Here is a 17,206-nt window from a genome sequence, read left to right on the forward strand (position 1 = left end):
CCATGGGTCTCAGCCTCCAGAAGGGTCAGTCGCTCTCCCTGACGAAGCAGGACGGCAGCGCGATGTCGCGCGTCCGTCTCGGTCTCGGCTGGGACGCGGTCGCCGCGAAGCGGGGGCTGTTCGGCGGACGGAAGGAGGCCGAGGTCGACCTCGACGCCTCGGCGATCTTCTTCGACGCGCAGGGCTCCGCGGTGGACACCGTCTGGTTCAACCAGCTCCGCAGCAAGGACGGCTCGGCGCAGCACACCGGTGACAACCTGACGGGTGCCGGCGAGGGCGACGACGAGACCATCCGCATCGACCTCAGCGCCGTGCACCCCGCCGTCGCGCAGATCGTGTTCGTGATCAGCAGCTACAGCCGCCAGACGTTCGACCGGGTGCAGAACGCGTTCTGCCGCGTGGTCGACGACTCGACCGCCGGCTCCCCCGAGGTCGTCCGGTACCAGCTGACCGAGTCCGGTCCGCACACCGCGATGGTGATGGCGAAGGTGTCCCGCGGCGCGAACGGCTGGTCGTTCAGCGCGATCGGCGAGCGTGCCGACGGCCGCACCGTCCAGGACCTCATCGCCCCGGCCGCCGCCGCGCTCTGATCGACCCGGAAGGACCCACCATGGCGACCCTCTCGCTCTCCAAGGGCAACAACCTCTCGCTCACCAAGACCGACCCGGGCCTCCGCCGCGCGATGATCGGCCTCGGTTGGGACCCGCGGACGACCGCGGGCGAGCAGTTCGACCTCGACGCGTCCGCGCTGCTCGTGGGCGCGAACGGCCGGGTCCGCTCGAACGACGACTTCATCTTCTACAACCAGCTGCAGTCGGTCGACGGCTCGGTCGTCCACCAGGGCGACAACCGCACCGGCGAGGGCGAGGGCGACGACGAGCAGATCCTCATCGACCTCGACGCCGTCGCTGCCGACGTCGACCGCGTCGTCATCGTCGTGACGATCGACCAGGCCGACGCCCGGCACCAGAACTTCGGGCAGGTCCGGGGAGCGTTCTGCCGTGTCGTCAACGACGAGACCGGCAACGAGGTGGTCCGCTTCGACCTCACCGAGGACGCCGCCTCCGAGACCGGCATGATCTTCTCGGAGATCTACCGGTACAACGGGGAGTGGAAGTTCCGCGCCGTCGGCCAGGGGTACGCCACCGGGCTGCGCGGCGTCGCGACCGACTTCGGCGTCGTCCTCGACTGACGCCACGCGGACACGGTCGACCGGCCGTGTCCGCCGCACCACCCACCGCACCACCAGGAAGGAACCCGACCATGGCCGGACTCTCGCTCGCCAAGGGCAACAACCTCTCCCTCACCAAGACCAGCCCCGGGCTGACCGTCGCGACCGTCGGCCTCGGATGGGACCCGCGCACGACCTCGGGTGAGCAGTTCGACCTCGACGCCTCGGCGCTCCTCATCGGGGAGTCCGGCAAGGTCCGGTCGGACGCCGACTTCATCTTCTACAACCAGCCGCGCAGCGCCGACGGAGCCGTCGAGCACAAGGGCGACAACCGCACCGGCCAGGGCGAGGGCGACGACGAGCAGATCAGCATCGACCTGCAGGCGCTCCCCGCCGACGTCGCGCGCGTGGTGATCGTCGTGTCCATCGACCAGGGCGACGCCCGCGGCCAGAACTTCGGCCAGGTCCGCAGCGCCTACTCGCGCGTGCTCGACCAGGACGGCACCGAGATCGTCCGCTACGACCTGTCGGAGGACGCCGCTCCCGAGACCGCGATGATCTTCTCCGAGGTCTACCGCAACGGCGGCGAGTGGAAGTTCCGCGCCGTCGGTCAGGGCTACACCACGGGCCTCGCCGGCATCGCCACGGACTTCGGCGTGCAGCTGGGCTGACCCGCCCGGCCCGACACCACGCACCACCCGCACCACCTGCACGAACCGCACGACCCGCACGAGCAGACCGACCCAGGAGCGCAACGATGCCCGGACCCCTCGCACCGCCGGAACCCGCCGACTCGTCCGAGGACGCCCTCGTCCTCCGGCCCGCCGACGCCGCCGAGACGATCACCCCGGACGACGCGCCGGGCATGGTGCCGGTCGACGCCGAGCGGCAGACGCAGATCGCGGCGCAGGCCCGCGAGTTCGTCGACGAGGTCGCGGCGCTCGACCCGCGCTCCCCGGAGTTCGGGCAGAAGATCGACGGCATCAACCAGATCGCCGGCAGTGAGATGGCCCGCTCCGGCGGATTCTCGTCGCGGATGCTCGAGCGGTCCCAGTCGTCGGTCGCCGGGGCCAAGCGCTCCGGCGACGACGCGCAGGTGCGGGTCGCCACGACCCTCGGCGACCTGCGGTCCACGGTCGAGGACCTCACGCCGAACCAGGCCGACCTCAGCACCGGACGCAAGATCCTCGGGATGATCCCGGGCGGCAACAAGCTGGCGAAGTACTTCCAGCGCTACGAGTCGGCGCAGTCCCAGCTCGACCACATCATCAAGTCGCTCATGGCCGGGCAGGACGAACTCCGCAAGGACAACGCCACCCTCGCCGACGAGAAGGTGCAGCTGTGGGAGACCATGCAGCAGCTGAGCGAGTACGCCGTCTTCGCCAAGGCCCTCGACCAGGCGACCGTCACCAAGGTCGAGTCGCTCCGGAACGCCGGCAAGGTCGAGGCCGCCCAGCAGCTCGAGTCGGACGTCCTCTTCCCGGTGCGCCAGCGACACCAGGACATCCTCACGCAGCTCGCCGTCTCGGTGCAGGGGTACCTCGCGATGGACCTGGTGCGCAAGAACAACACCGAGCTCATCAAGGGCGTCGAGCGCGCCCGGACGACCACGATCGCCGCCCTGCGCACCGCGGTGGTCGTCGCGCAGGCACTCGCGAACCAGCGGATGGTGCTCGACCAGATCGACGCGGTCAACAACACGACGAACGCGATGATCCTGCAGACCAGCGAGATGCTGCGCGACCAGACGACGCGCATCCACCAGCAGGCAACGAACTCGGGCGTGAGCGTCGAGACCCTGCAGAAGGCGTTCGACAACGTGTTCCAGACGATGGACGCGATCGACGCATTCCGCTCCGAGGCCGCGCAGAACATGGCGTCCACCGTGTCCGCGCTCGAGTCGGGCATCCAGCGGGCGAAGCCGTACCTGGAGCGCGCCCGGCAGACGGACGACGACCCCCGGTCGGTCGGCCGATGACCCGGACGGTCGCGCGCCGTGCGTGACCGGTTCCGGTCCCTGTTCGGCCGCGACGACGACCGCGACGACCAGGCCCCGGCGCCCACCGCGCACGAGGCGGCAGCCGCGGCCGCGGCGCGGATCGACGTCCGGGGCGCGGGCGGTGCGGCGGACGACGGCGCGGTCGCCGCGGGGCTCGACGACCTCCGGGCGTTCGTGCGCGCCGCCGGGGACGACCTCCCCACCGTGATCGCCTCCCGCGTCCGGCACGTCGAGGACCTGCTCCGGGACGCGGCCGGCACGACCGTCGCGCGCGGGGCCTCGACCGAGCAGCGGTACCTGTTCCAGGCCGTCGTCGACGACTACCTGCCCACACCGGTCCGCACGTACCGGTCCCTGCCCGCGTCCGACCGGCGCGAGGACAGCGCCGCGACCCGCACCCTGGCCGACCAGCTGCAGGTCGTCGCCGAGACGGTCGAGGACATGCACGAACAGATCAGGAGCGGAGCCATCGCCGAACTCTCCACCCACGGACGCTTCCTCCGGGACCGCCTCGGCGACGGCGACGCCGGTCTCCGCCTGCGTGGAGCCGACTCGTGACCGGCCGGCTCGTCCCGGGGGCGAACGCCGCGCTCACCGCCGAGAACCCCGACCTGCAGGCCGTCGTGGTCGGCATCTCGTGGGACCAGATCCCGAGCCGCGGCCCGTCCGCCGAGCTCGTGCCGGTCGCACTGGTCTGCGGGCAGGACGGCCTCGTGCTGTCCGACGAGGACCTGGTGTTCTTCAACCAGCTCGAGAGCGCCGACGCCTCCGTCCGGTACCTCGACGAGTCCGACCAGGAGGAGATCGACGTCGACCTCGTCTCGGTCCCCGCGGTCGTGGACAAGATCGTGTTCGCGCTCTACCTCGACCCCGAGCGCCGCTCGCCGCGTGACCTCGGGTCGGTCCGGTCGATGGCGATCCGGGTGTGCGCACCGGACGGTCGCGAGCTCGTCTCGTTCGCGGTGCCGGCCGACCGCAACCACACCATCGACGCGGTGATCCTCGGCGAGCTGTACCGGCACCGGTCGGACTGGAAGTTCCGGGCCGTCGGCCAGGGCTACACGACCGGGCTGACCGGTCTGCGCGCCGACCACGGCATCGGTCGCGCCCGGTGACCTCCGCGCACCCGTGGCTCCGGCGGCGGACACGCCCGAGGCCCGCCACCCCTGCCGACGCCACGACCGCCACGCTGACCACGGCGCACACCGGCGACCGTCCGACCCCCGGCGCACCGGTGACCGGCCCCGCCGGCACCGCACCGGAGCCCTCCCGCGGCGCGTCGACGGGGCCCGCTCCCGCAGGCACGAGCACGAGGGCCAGCACGGGCCCGCGTCCCGGCGGTGCCGGGCTCCAGCTGTCCTTCGGTGGCGCGACCGGCACGCCACCGGTCCCGGCGACCGCTCCCAGCCCGGCACGGACGGCCAGCGGCGCCGGCGCGTCCGGAACGCCGAGCCCGTCCGCGGTGTCGGGCGCCCCCGCCGCGCAGGGGCCGTCGGCACGTGTGGCCGCGCGGCTCGCCGCCCGTGCCGCACGGGTCCGGCCCTTCCCGGCGCCCGACCCCCGTGACGTCCAGGTCCTCGGTGCGGAGACGCCCGTCGTCCGCGTCGACCGCCGGCGCTCCGCGGTCGGCACGCTGGCCGTCTCCGGCTGCACGAGCACGGTCTGGGAGAGCGTCGACCACGTGGTCGGCGCCCTCACCCTCGATGGTCGCTCCGCCGGCCGCCCGGTGCAGACCCCGGGCAACCGGCCCCTCGTCGGGTTCGACGGCGACGTGGCCCTGGTGACGCTCCGGCACGTCCGCACCCTGCGCCGCGCGCTGTTCATCAACCGCGGTGGTGACCGCACCGTCGTGGCCCTGCACGACGGCACCACGCTCGCGGTGGACCCCGGCACCGCCGACACGATGACGATCACCGCGCTGTCCGTGATCGACGGCGAGGTCGAACTCCGCGCCGAACCGTTCCCCCGTGTCCTCCACGACGGCGAGGTGTTCGCCGCGTTCGGGTTCACCCTCTCCGCACCGCCGATCGGAGCCTGACCCGTGCGCCACTTCGCCCAGCTCGAGCGCAGCGATCCCGAGGGGCACGCGGCGTTCTTCCGCACGCCGCCGGAGGACGTCACCCGCGCGAGCGACCAGGACCTCCGCGCCGTCGCGCTCGGAGCGACCCTCTACACGCCGGGCATCCGGCCGGACCTCGTCCGCGACGTCCTGCGCCAGCGGGACCTCGGTGCCGCGTCGATCGTGCTGTGCCTCGAGGACTCGGTGGCCGACACCGACCTGCCCCGCGCCGAGGACAACGTCGACGCCGCCCTCCGCGAGCTCGCCGCTTCCGGCGCGGACGCGGTGGCCGCGCTCCCCCAGCTCTTCCTGCGCGTGCGCGACGCCGAGCACCTCGCCCGGTTCGCCGGGCGACTCGGTCCCGCGGCCCTCGACGCCCTGAGCGGCATCGTGCTGCCGAAGTTCGAGGCGAGCGACGGCCGCGGCGCACGGTGGTTCGAGGTGCTCGACGGGCTCAACGTCGACCGCGGGGACGACCGACGACTGCTCGTGATGCCGATCCTGGAGTCGCCGTCGATCATGCACCGCGAGAGCCGTGTCGGTGCCCTCGCGGCCATCCGCGGCCTGCTGCTCGCCCGCCGACGTGACGTGCTCGCGGTCCGGATCGGGGCGACCGACCTGTCGAGCGTCTACGGGCTCCGTCGACCCTCGCACCTGACGGTCTACGACGTGCAGATGCTGGCGTCGGTGATCGGCGACGTGGTGAACGTGCTCGGCCGGGCGCGCGACGGGTTCGTCGTGTCGGGTCCGGTCTGGGAGCACTACCCCGGCTCGGACCGGGTCTTCCGGACCCAGCTCCGATCGACGCCGTTCGAGCAGGCCGGTGACCCGGGACTGCGTCGCGAGCTGCTGCTCGAGGGCTTCGACGGACTCCTCCGCGAGGTCACCCTCGACCGCGCGAACGGACTGACCGGCAAGACCGTCATCCACCCCCGCCACGTCCCGCTCGTGCACGCCATGTCCGTCGTGACCGACGAGGAGTTCTCGGACGCCTCCGACGTGCTCGCGAACACCGCCGGCGGGGCCGCCGCGTCCCGCTACGGCAACAAGATGAACGAGATGAAGCCGCACCACGAATGGGCCACCCGGACCCTGCTCCGCGCCCGGGCCTTCGGCGTTGCCGCACCCGACGTGACCTTCGTCGACCTGCTCGAACGGAGCCTGCCGTGACCATCCCCACGCCCGCCGACCTCGGCGTCGTCCTCACCGACGCGACGACCGCACGCGGCCCGCTCGTCCCGCTCGCCGCCCTCGTCCGCGTCGCCCTGCGGCGCAACCCGAAGCGCGCGCACCTGCTCGTGTCGACCGTGCTCGCGAAGCACGTCCCGACCGTGCCCGCGGTCGCCCTCGCCGCCGGCGAGGCACTCGGCGCGCGCGTCGCGGACGCCCTGGACGGCGGGTCCCGTCTCGACGCCGGTGCCGCCGGCCGCCTCGCCGCGCTGCTCGACGCCGACCGTTCCGACGCCGACCTGCACCGCGCGGCGACCGCCCTCCGCACAGACCTCGCGGTCCACCGCCCGGATGCACCAGACGTGCTCGTCCTCGGCTTCGCCGAGACCGCGACCGCCCTCGGGGCGATGGTCGCCGAGACGCTCGGGGCCCGGTACCTGCACTCCACCCGGCACGACCCGGTCGGTGCCACCGCGGCGGCCGGCTTCGACGAGGCGCACTCGCACGCGACCGCGCACCGCCTGCTCCCGAGCGACCCCGAGTGGCTGCCGACCGACGGCACGGTCGTGCTCGTCGACGACGAGCTCAGCACGGGCGCCACCGCGCGGGCGACGATCCGAGCACTGCACGCGATCGCGCCGCAGCGCCGCTGGGTCGTCGCGAGCCTGGTGGACCTGCGCTCCCCCGCCGACGTCGCCGCGACGGACGACCTCGCGCGCGAACTCGGCGCCCCGGTCACCGTCGTCGGACTGGGACGCGGCTCGGTGTCGCTCCCGGACGGCCTGGTCGACACCGCCGCACGGGTCGTGGCCGACCACGGGACGACCCCGACGAGCGGCGCGAGCGGGCCGGGTCGCGTGACCGCGCTGACGGCCGCACCGACCGACGTCGACCGCCACGGCGTGCCCGCCGGACGCAGCCGCCTGCCGCGGACCGACGTCGAGGGGACCGCTGCCGACCTCCGACGGATCCTCGGTGAGGAGCCCGGACGCGTCCTGGTGCTCGGCACCGAGGAGCACATGCACACGCCGCTCGTGGTCGCCGATGCGCTGCGCCGGACCGGTGTCGACGTGACGTCGTCCACGACGACCCGGTCGCCCGTCGCGGTCCTCGACGACCCGGCCTGGCCGGTGCGTTCCGGCGTCCGGTTCCGCTCACGGGAACGGACCGTCGACGGGCCGGGCGAGCGCTTCGCGTACAACGTCCACGGGTTCGACGCGATCGTGGTGCTGCCGGAACCCGGCACCGACCGTGCGCTGCTCGACGGCGACGACGGCCTGCTCGCAGCCCTGACGGCGGTCACCGCGCACGTCGTCCTGGTCGAGGCCCCGCTCCACGTCCCCGCGTCGAGCGGGTCCACGTCGGCCGGCACGGCCCCGACGGCGTCGACCGCCGCCGGGCCCCGACCCCTGACCGGCCCCTCCTTCGGCTCCTACACGCCCGACGACGTCACCTGGCTGCTGCAGGACCTGGCGGACGTCGCGCTCGAGGCGGACACCGCCGACCGGGAACGCGCGATCCAGCTCGAGGGCGCGAACTACGCCGAGTCCCTGCCCGTGGAGTACGTCCCGTCCGAGGCCTACGAGCGGCTGTACGAGGACGCGCTGGCACGCTCGGCGGAGCGCATCGCCGAGGCCGTCGGCGTCGTCACCGAACTCGTGCTGCGCGACCGCCGCCGACCGGTCCTCGTGTCGCTCGCCCGAGCCGGCACCCCGGTCGGGATCCTCATGCGCCGGTGGGCCGAGCGTCAGCACGGCGTCCTGCTCCCCCACCGCACCGCGAGCATCGTCCGCGGGGTCGGCATCGACGAGACCGCCCTCCGCTGGCTCGCCGCGCACCACGACCCGGACGACGTCGTGTTCGTCGACGGCTGGACCGGCAAGGGCGCCATCACCCGCGAACTCACCGACGCGCTCGACCGGTTCGCGGCCTCCGACGGGGTCCGCTTCCGCGACGACCTCGCGGTGCTCGCCGACCCGGCCGGGTGCACCCCGCTGCACGGGACGCGCGACGACTACCTCGTGCCCTCGGCGTGCCTGAACTCGACCGTCTCGGGGCTGGTCTCGCGGACGGTGTTCAACCGCGCGGTGACGCCGCTCGGCACGCTGCACGGCGCGAAGCAGTACCGGCACCTCGCCGCCCGTGACCACTCGCAGGCCTTCGTCGCCGCGATCGAGGCGCACTTCGGCGCCGTCCTCCCCCGTGTCCGCGCCGCCCTGGCCGACGAGGGGCCGGACGCCGTCGCCCGACGCGCGGTGGACTGGCGCGGCATGCGGACCGTCGAGGCGATCGGGGCCGAGTTCGGCATCGCGGACCTGCACCTCGTCAAGCCCGGCGTCGGGGAGACCACCCGGGTGCTGCTCCGGCGCGTCCCGTGGCAGGTGCTCGTGCGGGACCCCGACGACGTGGACGTCGCGCACGTCGTCGCGCTCGCCCGGGAACGCGGCGTGCCGGTCGTCACCCGCCCCGACCTCGCCTACAGCTGCGTCGGGCTCATCCACCCCCTCGGCAGCCGCGTGAGCGAAGGGGTGCCGACCGACACCGGCACCGCGACGGACGCGGGTACCGACACGACCGACGCAACGGCGACCGCACCCGACGCGACCACGACCGACACCCCCACGACACCGACCCGGGTCGCCCGGTGACCGCCCTCGTCGGATTCGACCTCGACCGCACCCTCGTCTACTCGGCCGCCGCGCTCCTCCTCGGCGGCCCCGACCAGGATGCCCCACCCCTCGTCGTCGCGGAGGTCTACCAGGGTGCCCCGCTGTCCTTCATGACACGCGCAGCCGAGACCGCCCTCGCCGACCTCGCCCGCGCCGCGACCGTCGTGCCGGTCACCACCCGGACGGTGGCGCAGTACCGTCGCATCCGCCTCCCGCTCCCGACCGCCGGGTGGGCGGTCACGACGAACGGCGCCGTCGTGCTGCACGACGGCGAGCCGGACGCCGACTGGACGCGGACGCTCCGCACCGACATCGACGCGTCGAGTGCACCGCTGCCCGAAGCCGAGGAACGCTTCCTCGCCCTCCTCCCCGAGGGGGCGCTCCTCCGCAACCACCGCGCCGAGGAGCTGTTCGTCTACGCCGTCGTCGACCGAGCACAGCTCCCCGACGACGCGCTCGCGACCCTCACGGCCGAACTCGACGCCCGCGGCTGGGTCGTCTCGCTGCAGGGCCGGAAGCTCTACGCCGTGCCGCGCGCGATCCGCAAGGAACGTGCCCTCGCCGAGGTCGCGGCCCGGGTCGGCGCGACCACCTCGGTCGCCGCCGGCGACTCCCTGCTCGACCGGGACATGCTCGCCTGGGCAGACGTCGCGCTCCGACCGGCGCACGGCGAACTCCACGCCGCCGGGTGGACGGCCCCGCACTGCACCGTCACCGACGCGTCCGGCGTGCTCGCCGGCGAGGAGATCGTGCGCCGCGCCGCCGCAGCGGTCGCGCGCGCCTGAGGCGCCACCAGCGACCGTCCGCCGGACGGGAGGCGCGCCACCAGCCCGCCCCGCGCCTCCCGTCCGACCATCCGCCGGACGGGAGGCACGCGACCAGCCCGCCCCGCGCCTCCCGTCCGACACGACCCACGCCGCACACGCAGAACGGGCGGCCCTCCCAGGGGAGGACCGCCCGTCCGGACGCCGTGGCTGCTTACTTGCTGAAGCCCTTGAAGCGCTGGTTGAACTTCTCGACGCGGCCGGCCGAGTCGAGGATGCGCTGCTTGCCCGTGTAGAACGGGTGCGACGCGGAGGAGATCTCGACGTCGATGACCGGGTAGGTCGCACCGTCGAGCTCGATGGTCTTGTCGCTGGTCGCGGTCGAACGCGTCAGGAACGTCTCACCGGAAGCCAGGTCACGGAAGACGATGGCGTTGTACTCGGGGTGGGTTTCGGTCTTCATGGCGATTCCTCGGTTGAGATGGGTCGGACTGTGTCGCGATCGAGACGAGCGCGGCACGGGAAGTCTGTGGCGTGCGCCAGCCGTCTACGTTACCAGACGACCGGCCCGCACGGGAGCATCCGGGCGGGTGTGGAGCGGCGCGTCGTCAGGACGCGCGAGCCGTCCAGCGACCCGCGTCCTTCGTGACGGTGAGCCCGATGCCGAACGCCGTGGACAGCGTCTCGCCGGTCAGGACCTCGTCGATCGGACCGGCCGCCTGCACGTGTCCGTCGGACAGCACGAGTGCGTGCGTGAAGCCCTCGGGGATCTCCTCGACGTGGTGTGTGACGACCACGATCGCGGGCGAGTCGCTGCTCTGGGCGTAGCCGCCGAGGGTGCGGACGAGGCTCTCGCGGGCGCCGAGGTCGAGCGACGCCGCCGGCTCGTCGAGGAACAGCACCTCGGGGTCGGTCATCACGGCGCGGGCGATCTGGACGCGCTTCTGCTCACCGTCGCTCAGCTCGCCGAACGTCCGATCGGTGAACGACCCGAGGCCCCACTCGTCGAGCACGCGCTGGGCACGGCGGACGTCGAGCTCCTCGTACTCCTCGTTCCAGCGCCCGGTGACCGCGTACGCGGCGGTGAGCACGACGTCGACGACCTTCTCGGTCACCGGGATGCGGCGCGCGAGTGCCGTCGACGCGAAGCCGATGCGGGGCCGCAGCTCGGCCAGGTCCGCGCTGCCGAGCTCGGTGCCGAGCACCTCGACCGAACCGGACGTCGGGAAGGTCTGCGCGCCGGCCACCTGCAGCAGCGTGGTCTTGCCCGCGCCGTTCGCGCCGAGCACCACCCAGCGCTCGTCGTCCTGCACCTCCCACGAGATCCCGTCGAGGATGGTGGACCCGTTGCGGACAACGGAGACGTCTGACAAGCGCACGACCGAGGGCATGGCCCCAGCCTACGGCTTCTGTGCGAGCACCTCGTCGTAGACCTGCCGTGTCCGGCGGGCGATCGCGTCCCACGTGAACTCGGTCTCGACGCGCAGGCGGCCCGCGCGTCCCATGAGCTTCGCGAGGCCCTCGTCGGCGAGCACCTCCTCGAGCGTCGCGGCCAGGTCGGCGACGAACCGGTCGGGGTCGTTCGGCGTCCCGGTACCGTCCTGCGCCTGGTCGATCGGCACGATCCGGCCGGTCAGGCCGTCGGCGACGACCTCGGGGATGCCGCCGGTCCGCGTGCCGACGACGGGGATGCCGCACGCCATGGCCTCGAGGTTGACGATGCCGAGGGGCTCGTAGATCGAGGGGCAGACGAAGACCGTGCCGGAGGACAGGACGTTGACGATCTCCTGGTGCGACAGCATCCGGTCGATCCAGACGACGCCCTCGCGCTCGGTCCGGAGGGACTCGACGAGCTCGGTGACCTCGGCCATGATCTCGGGGGTGTCGGGCGCGCCCGCGCAGAGCACGACCTGGACGTCCTCGGGGAGCGACGCGACCGCGCGGAGCAGGTAGGGCAGGCCCTTCTGGCGGGTGATGCGCCCGACGAAGACGACGCTGCGCTTGCCGGGGTCGATGCCGAGCGCGCGGACGGCGTCCTCGTCGACGGTGGGCTTCCACGCGTCGATGTCGATCCCGTTGTAGACGACGCGGACCTTCGCCGGGTCGATCGACGGGTACGAGCGGAGGATGTCGGCGCGCATGGCCTTCGACACCGCGATGACCCCGTCGGCGTTCTCGAACGCCTCGCGCTCCATCCAGCTGGACAGGCGGTACCCGCCGCCGAGCTGCTCGGCCTTCCAGGGGCGCAGCGGCTCGAGGCTGTGCGCCGAGACGACGTGCGGGATGCCGTGCGTCAGCTGGGCGATGCGGCCCGCGGCGTTCGCGTACCAGGTGTGCGAGTGCACGATGTCGGCGCCCGCGACGTCGGCCGCGATGGCCACGTCGGTGCCGAGGGCCTGGAGCGCGCCGTTCGCGTTCTCCAGACCGGCGGGCGTGCGGTACGCCCACACGTCGGGTTCGTCACGGAAGGCCCCGAAGGCCCGGACACGGACGTCCGTCTCCGTCCCCGACCGCAACGCAGCGGTGAGTTCGGCAACGTGGACACCCGCTCCGCCGTAGACCTCCGGCGGATACTCCCTGGTCAGCAGATCGACTCGCACTGGTTCAACGTAACGGGTTCACTGTCCGGACGCCTACTGTGAACCACATGGCACCAAAGAAGGTATTCGGCATCGTCCTCGCCGGTGGCGAGGGCAAGCGGCTCATGCCGCTCACAGCCGACCGCGCGAAGCCCGCAGTCCCGTTCGGCGGCAACTTCCGCCTCATCGACTTCGCGCTCTCCAACCTGGTCAACTCCGGGCTGCAGAAGATCGTGGTCCTGACGCAGTACAAGTCGCACAGCCTCGACCGCCACGTCGCCGAGACCTGGCGCATGGAGGGGCTCCTCGGGTCCTACGTCGCGTCGGTGCCCGCGCAGCAGCGACTCGGCAAGCGCTGGTTCGCCGGCTCGGCCGACGCGATCCTGCAGTCGCTCAACCTGCTCCGTGACGAACGCCCCGACATCGTCGTCGTGGTCGGTGCCGACCACGTCTACCGCATGGACTTCCACCAGATGATCGAGGCCCACATCGCCTCCGGCCGCAGTGCCACGGTCGCGGCGATCCGTCAGCCGATCGGTCTCGCCGACCAGTTCGGCGTCATCCAGGTGGACGAGGAGGACCCGACCAGGATCGACGCGTTCCTCGAGAAGCCGAAGGACGCCGTCGGCCTGGCCGACTCCCCCGACGAGATCCTCGCGTCGATGGGCAACTACGTCTTCAACGCCGACGCGCTCGTCGACGCCGTGCTCCGCGACGGGCAGATCGAGACGAGCAAGCACGACATGGGCGGCGACATCGTCCCCGACTTCGTGGCCCGTGGCGACGCCGGCGTCTACGACCTCAAGGGCAACGACGTGCCGGGGTCGAACGAGCGCGACCGGTACTACTGGCGCGACGTGGGGACGATCGACTCGTTCTTCGACGCCCACATGGACCTCATCGCGCCGGTGCCGGTGTTCAACCTGTACAACCAGGACTGGCCGATCTTCAACCAGCAGACGAACCTGCCCCCGGCAAAGTTCGTGCGCGACGCAAACGGCAACACCGGCTCGACCGTCGACTCGATCGTGTCGCTCGGCTGCCTGCTGTCCGGCGCGCAGGTCGAGCGCAGCGTGATCGGTCCGTGGTGCGGGATCGACTCCGGCGCGAAGGTCCTCGACTCGATCGTGTTCGAGCGGGCCTCGATCGGTGCCGGCGCCGTCGTGAACCGCGCCATCCTCGACAAGGACGTCGTGATCGCCCCCGGCGCCCGGGTCGGCGTCGACCGCGAGACCGACGAGGCCCGCGGCTTCACGGTCACCGAGTCCGGCATCACGGTCGTCGGCAAGGGCGTCCGCGTGGAGGCCTAGGCAGGTCCACCGACCGCCACGCCCGGTCGCGTCCACGACGCGGCACCGGGCCGGGAGGCGCGGCTGACGTCACGGACGTCGGCCGCGCCTCCTGCTGTCGGTACCGTTGGTCCGTGCCCCGCTTCCTCGTCGTCCTCGATGCCGACTCCACGCTGCTCGAGGACGAGGTCATCGAACTGCTCGCCGACCACGCCGGGACCCGGCCACAGGTGCAGGCGGTGACGGAGCGCGCCATGCGCGGCGAACTCGACTTCGCCGCGAGCCTGCGGGAGCGGGTCGCGACCCTGGCGGGCCTCCCGGCCGAGGTGTGCACCCGCGCGCAGCAGGCGGTCCGCGTCACGCGGGGTGCGGACGACCTGGTCCGCGGCGTGCACGCCGCCGGCGGGACCGTCGGTGTGGTGTCGGGCGGGTTCCACGAGGTGCTCGACCCGTTCGCGGCGCGCCTCGGGCTCGACCACTGCCGGGCGAACCGGCTCGAGGTCGTCGACGGCGTCCTCACCGGGCGGGTGTCCGGCGCGGTCGTCGACGCCGCGGCGAAGGCCGAGACCCTGCGCGCCTGGGCCGACAAGGACGGCGTGCCCATGACGCGGACGGTCGCGGTCGGGGACGGGGCGAACGACCTCGTGATGCTCGGCGTCGCGGCGCTCGGGGTGGCGTTCGACGCGAAGCCGCTCGTGCGCGAGCGGGCGGACGTGGCGGTCGTCGACCGAGACCTGTCCGCGGTGCTCGCGACCCTCGGGCTGCGCGGCTAGCGCGGACGCCGGCCGCGGTCGGGCTAGTGACCCATCCCGAGGCCGCCGTCGACCGGGATGACCGCGCCGGAGACGTACCCGGCACCGTCGCCGGCGAGGAACAGCGTCGCCTCGGCCACGTCGTCCACGGTGCCGTAGCGCGCCGCGGGGATCTGCTTCTTGAACTCGGCCTGCAGCTCCTCGGGCAGCGCGGCGGTCATGTCGGTCTGGATGAAGCCGGGCGCGACGACGTTCGCGGTGATGCCGCGGGAGCCGAGCTCGCGCGTGATCGACCGGGCCATGCCGACGAGGGCGGCCTTCGACGACGCGTAGTTGACCTGACCGACCTGGCCGTAGGCGCCGACGACGCTCGACATCAGGACGATGCGGCCGAACTTCGCCTTCATCATGCCCTTCGTGGCGCGCTTGACGACGCGGAAGGTGCCCGTGAGGTTCGTGTCGACGACGCTCGTGAAGTCCTCCTCGGACATGCGGAGCAGCAGCTGGTCGTTCGTGATGCCGGCGTTGGCGACGAGGACCTCGATCGGCCCGAGCTCCGCCTCGACCTGCGAGAACGCGGCGTCGACCGAGGCCGAGTCGGTGATGTCCGCGGCGACCGTGAGCGCGCCCTCGGGGCCGCCCTGGCCGCTGCGGGAGGTCACAGCGACGCGGTGCCCGGCGGCGACGAAGCGCTCCGCGAGGGCGTGGCCGATGCCGCGGTTGCCGCCGGTGATGAGGACGGTACGGGGGGTGCTCATGGTCGCTCCGTTCGGTGGTGTGGGGCTCGGCGTGCCGTCGGTCTCCCGGCCGGACACGCCCGGACGAGCGTACCGGAGCCGATCCCCGCACTTGTCCCCCGCGCGGCGGGGTGACTGTCGGTGGTGCGGGCTTAGGGTTGTCGGAGACCGAGGGAAGAACACGGGATGAAGTCGACGCAGCGGTACCAAGAGCAGCGACGTCACGACGCCGGTCGTCGTGGGGCGCGACAGCTCCAGAGCACGAACAGCATCACGTCCTTGCCGGACTCGCCCGAGCAGGACCGGGCGCACCGCCTGTCCCGCTACGTGTGGCAGATGGGCGTCCGCGTCGTGTGCTTCGTCGGGGCGGTGCTCATCTGGACCACGTGGCACACCTGGCTCGCGGTCATCCCGATCGTCCTCGCCGCCGTGATCCCGTGGGTCGCGGTCATCGTCGCGAACGCCGGCAACCACAGCGAGAGCGACCTCGTGTCCCCGGCCGGTGCGATCGAGCTCTACGACGCGGTCGACCCGCGGCTCCGCGAGCAGCAGGAGGACGCGCGGGCCGAGGCCTACCGTGCCGAGCAGGAACGCCTCCGCGAACAGGCCCAGCACGCGCAGGAAGAATGGCAGCGCAACGGCGACCGCTCCCGCGTCTGGTCCTCCAAGTCCCGAGCGCACCGCTGATGGGGGCGACGTTCGACCTCTTCACCGAGCCGGGCTCGACGCCGGTGTGCTCCCGTGCCGGGTGCACGAACACCGCGGAGTGGCGGATCAACTGGCGCAACCCGCGCATCCACTCGGTCGACCGCGTGAAGATCTGGGCGGCGTGCGAGGAGCACTGCGACTTCCTCGCCGACTACCTGCGGTCCCGCTCGTTCCCGGTGCGGGTGACCGGCATGCAGGAAGAGGTCGACCACCTGGACGACGTCCGTGCGCGTGAGGACGCCCCGAAGAACGACGTCGGGGTGCGTTCCTCCGGAACCGGGCGATGACCCAGGGGTTCGACCCGAGCACCCGGTACGGGCGCAAGCACGCGGCGAAGATCCGGCAGCAGGCCGGCGGACGACCGCCCGTCGACCCCGACACCACGCCGTCGTCCGACCGCGATGGCGGACCGGGCACCGGCGGCCCCACGCCAGGGTGGCACTTCGTCCGCAGTCGTCGCTGGCTGGGCTACTTCGCGATCGCCGTCGCGTTCGCGATCATCTGCACGCTGTTCGGCATGTGGCAGTGGGACCGCCGGAACGAAGCCGTGCGGGTGAACGAACAGATCGCCACGAACTACGACCACACCCCGGTGCCCCTCGACCAGGCGCTCCCCCGGGCGTCGAGCTGGGACGACGACCAGACCTGGCTGCGGGTCGAGGTCACCGGACGCTACGACACCGACGAGCAGCTGCTCGTCCGGAACCGGGTGCACAACGGCCAACCCGGCTTCGAGGTGCTCACGCCGCTCGTCACCGCCGACGGTCGTGCGTTCGTGGTCGACCGCGGCTGGGTGCCGACCGGCAACGCCCAGGACGCGCCCGACCACGTCCCGGCGCCGCCGTCGGGCGAGGTCACGGTCACCGCACGCCTGCAGCAGAGCGAGCCGCGGATCCCCGGGCGCACCGACCCGAAGCACACCGACCAGGTCCAGTCGGTCACCCTGCCGGACGTCGCGGACAAGGTCGACGTCCCGATCTGGACGGGTGCGTACGGCCAGCTCGCCACCGAGCGCCCCGGGCCCACCGAGGCACGGCCGCTCGGCTGGGACCGCCCCTCGGCCGACACCGGGCTGCACCTCAGCTACTTCATCCAGTGGTTCCTCTTCGCGTTCGGCGGTTTCGGCTTCCTGGCCTACGTGATGGTGCAGGAGTACCGCAACCTCAACCAGGACGACCCCGAGGAGCGGGAGCGCGCGCTCGAACGGCAGCGGCGCAAGGACGCCAAGCCGCGGTCGGACGACGAGGTCGAGGACGCCCTGCTCGGCGCGCAGCGCTGACGACCGGCGCCGCACCGAACCGAACCGACG

At 72.6% G+C, this 17,206-nt stretch carries 19 protein-coding genes; 15 read left to right on the forward strand and 4 right to left on the reverse strand.

Annotation, left to right across the window (positions count from 1 at the left end):
• The first annotated feature begins 2 nt into the window (after positions 1-2).
• From QOL15_RS08680 to QOL15_RS08725, 10 genes are all read left to right on the forward strand, one after another.
• Positions 3-590, forward strand: a complete 588-nt coding sequence (locus QOL15_RS08680) for a TerD family protein (protein ID WP_065958982.1) — start codon at positions 3-5, stop codon at positions 588-590.
• Between the two features lie 20 nt (positions 591-610).
• On the forward strand, positions 611-1,192 hold the full coding sequence (locus tag QOL15_RS08685) for a TerD family protein (RefSeq protein WP_065958984.1): 582 nt from the start codon (positions 611-613) through the stop codon (positions 1,190-1,192).
• A 71-nt stretch (positions 1,193-1,263) separates the two neighbouring features.
• Entirely contained in the window at positions 1,264-1,842 is a 579-nt protein-coding gene (locus QOL15_RS08690) for a TerD family protein (protein ID WP_071247063.1), read from the forward strand.
• Between the two features lie 86 nt (positions 1,843-1,928).
• Positions 1,929-3,149, forward strand: coding sequence for a toxic anion resistance protein (locus QOL15_RS08695; protein WP_071247061.1), 1,221 nt, complete (start codon positions 1,929-1,931; stop codon positions 3,147-3,149).
• 18 nt (positions 3,150-3,167) lie between these two features.
• Positions 3,168-3,728: a hypothetical protein gene (locus tag QOL15_RS08700; RefSeq protein ID WP_065958991.1), complete on the forward strand. Its 561-nt coding sequence runs from the start codon at positions 3,168-3,170 to the stop codon at positions 3,726-3,728.
• Positions 3,725-4,285: a TerD family protein gene (locus QOL15_RS08705; RefSeq protein ID WP_065958994.1), complete on the forward strand. Its 561-nt coding sequence runs from the start codon at positions 3,725-3,727 to the stop codon at positions 4,283-4,285. Before QOL15_RS08700 ends, QOL15_RS08705 begins: the two co-directional genes overlap by 4 nt.
• 347 nt (positions 4,286-4,632) lie before the next feature.
• Positions 4,633-5,208 (forward strand): hypothetical protein, encoded by a 576-nt coding sequence (locus QOL15_RS08710; RefSeq protein ID WP_139197462.1) that lies wholly within the window; start codon positions 4,633-4,635, stop codon positions 5,206-5,208.
• A gap of 3 nt (positions 5,209-5,211) precedes the next feature.
• The gene (locus QOL15_RS08715) at positions 5,212-6,399 is read left to right on the forward strand and encodes an HpcH/HpaI aldolase/citrate lyase family protein (RefSeq protein ID WP_065958997.1); all 1,188 of its coding nucleotides are present in this window, start codon (positions 5,212-5,214) and stop codon (positions 6,397-6,399) included.
• Complete coding sequence (locus QOL15_RS08720) at positions 6,396-9,047, forward strand: phosphoribosyltransferase domain-containing protein (protein WP_071247057.1); 2,652 nt, start codon at positions 6,396-6,398, stop codon at positions 9,045-9,047. Before QOL15_RS08715 ends, QOL15_RS08720 begins: the two co-directional genes overlap by 4 nt.
• A complete protein-coding gene (locus QOL15_RS08725; RefSeq protein ID WP_065959002.1) occupies positions 9,044-9,853 on the forward strand; it encodes a hypothetical protein in 810 nt (269 codons plus the stop codon). Before QOL15_RS08720 ends, QOL15_RS08725 begins: the two co-directional genes overlap by 4 nt.
• Positions 9,854-10,046: 193 nt before the next feature.
• On the opposite strand, the gene QOL15_RS08730 is transcribed toward QOL15_RS08725, so the two are convergent.
• The 3 genes from QOL15_RS08730 to glgA form a co-directional block, all read right to left on the reverse strand.
• Positions 10,047-10,295, reverse strand: a complete 249-nt coding sequence (locus QOL15_RS08730; RefSeq protein ID WP_065959005.1) for a type B 50S ribosomal protein L31 — start codon at positions 10,293-10,295, stop codon at positions 10,047-10,049.
• 145 nt (positions 10,296-10,440) lie between these two features.
• A complete protein-coding gene (locus tag QOL15_RS08735) occupies positions 10,441-11,223 on the reverse strand; it encodes an ABC transporter ATP-binding protein (protein WP_065959006.1) in 783 nt (260 codons plus the stop codon).
• A 9-nt stretch (positions 11,224-11,232) separates the two neighbouring features.
• Positions 11,233-12,432, reverse strand: a complete 1,200-nt coding sequence (gene glgA, locus QOL15_RS08740; protein ID WP_071247054.1) for a glycogen synthase — start codon at positions 12,430-12,432, stop codon at positions 11,233-11,235.
• A gap of 47 nt (positions 12,433-12,479) precedes the next feature.
• Between glgA and glgC the strand changes: the two genes are divergently transcribed.
• Both glgC and serB read left to right on the forward strand, forming a co-directional pair.
• Positions 12,480-13,721, forward strand: coding sequence for a glucose-1-phosphate adenylyltransferase (gene glgC / locus QOL15_RS08745; protein WP_065959011.1), 1,242 nt, complete (start codon positions 12,480-12,482; stop codon positions 13,719-13,721).
• Between the two features lie 113 nt (positions 13,722-13,834).
• Positions 13,835-14,473 (forward strand): phosphoserine phosphatase SerB, encoded by a 639-nt coding sequence (gene serB, locus QOL15_RS08750; RefSeq protein WP_071247052.1) that lies wholly within the window; start codon positions 13,835-13,837, stop codon positions 14,471-14,473.
• Between the two features lie 23 nt (positions 14,474-14,496).
• Here serB and fabG read toward each other — a convergent pair whose 3' ends face one another.
• A complete protein-coding gene (gene fabG, locus QOL15_RS08755) occupies positions 14,497-15,210 on the reverse strand; it encodes a 3-oxoacyl-ACP reductase FabG (RefSeq protein ID WP_065959014.1) in 714 nt (237 codons plus the stop codon).
• A 165-nt stretch (positions 15,211-15,375) separates the two neighbouring features.
• Between fabG and QOL15_RS08760 the strand changes: the two genes are divergently transcribed.
• From QOL15_RS08760 to QOL15_RS08770, 3 genes are read left to right on the forward strand one after another with little or no spacing between them, the layout of a single operon-like run.
• Positions 15,376-15,876: a DUF3099 domain-containing protein gene (locus QOL15_RS08760; RefSeq protein WP_065959015.1), complete on the forward strand. Its 501-nt coding sequence runs from the start codon at positions 15,376-15,378 to the stop codon at positions 15,874-15,876.
• The gene (locus tag QOL15_RS08765; protein WP_065959017.1) at positions 15,876-16,184 is read left to right on the forward strand and encodes a hypothetical protein; all 309 of its coding nucleotides are present in this window, start codon (positions 15,876-15,878) and stop codon (positions 16,182-16,184) included. The genes QOL15_RS08760 and QOL15_RS08765 overlap by 1 nt, the downstream gene beginning before the upstream one ends.
• Entirely contained in the window at positions 16,181-17,176 is a 996-nt protein-coding gene (locus QOL15_RS08770) for an SURF1 family protein (RefSeq protein WP_083393971.1), read from the forward strand. The genes QOL15_RS08765 and QOL15_RS08770 overlap by 4 nt, the downstream gene beginning before the upstream one ends.
• The last annotated feature ends 30 nt before the right edge of the window (positions 17,177-17,206 follow it).

Origin of the sequence: Curtobacterium sp. MCBA15_012 (genome assembly GCF_001864935.2) — a bacterium.
In the GTDB taxonomy this organism is placed as follows: Bacteria; Actinomycetota; Actinomycetes; order Actinomycetales; family Microbacteriaceae; genus Curtobacterium.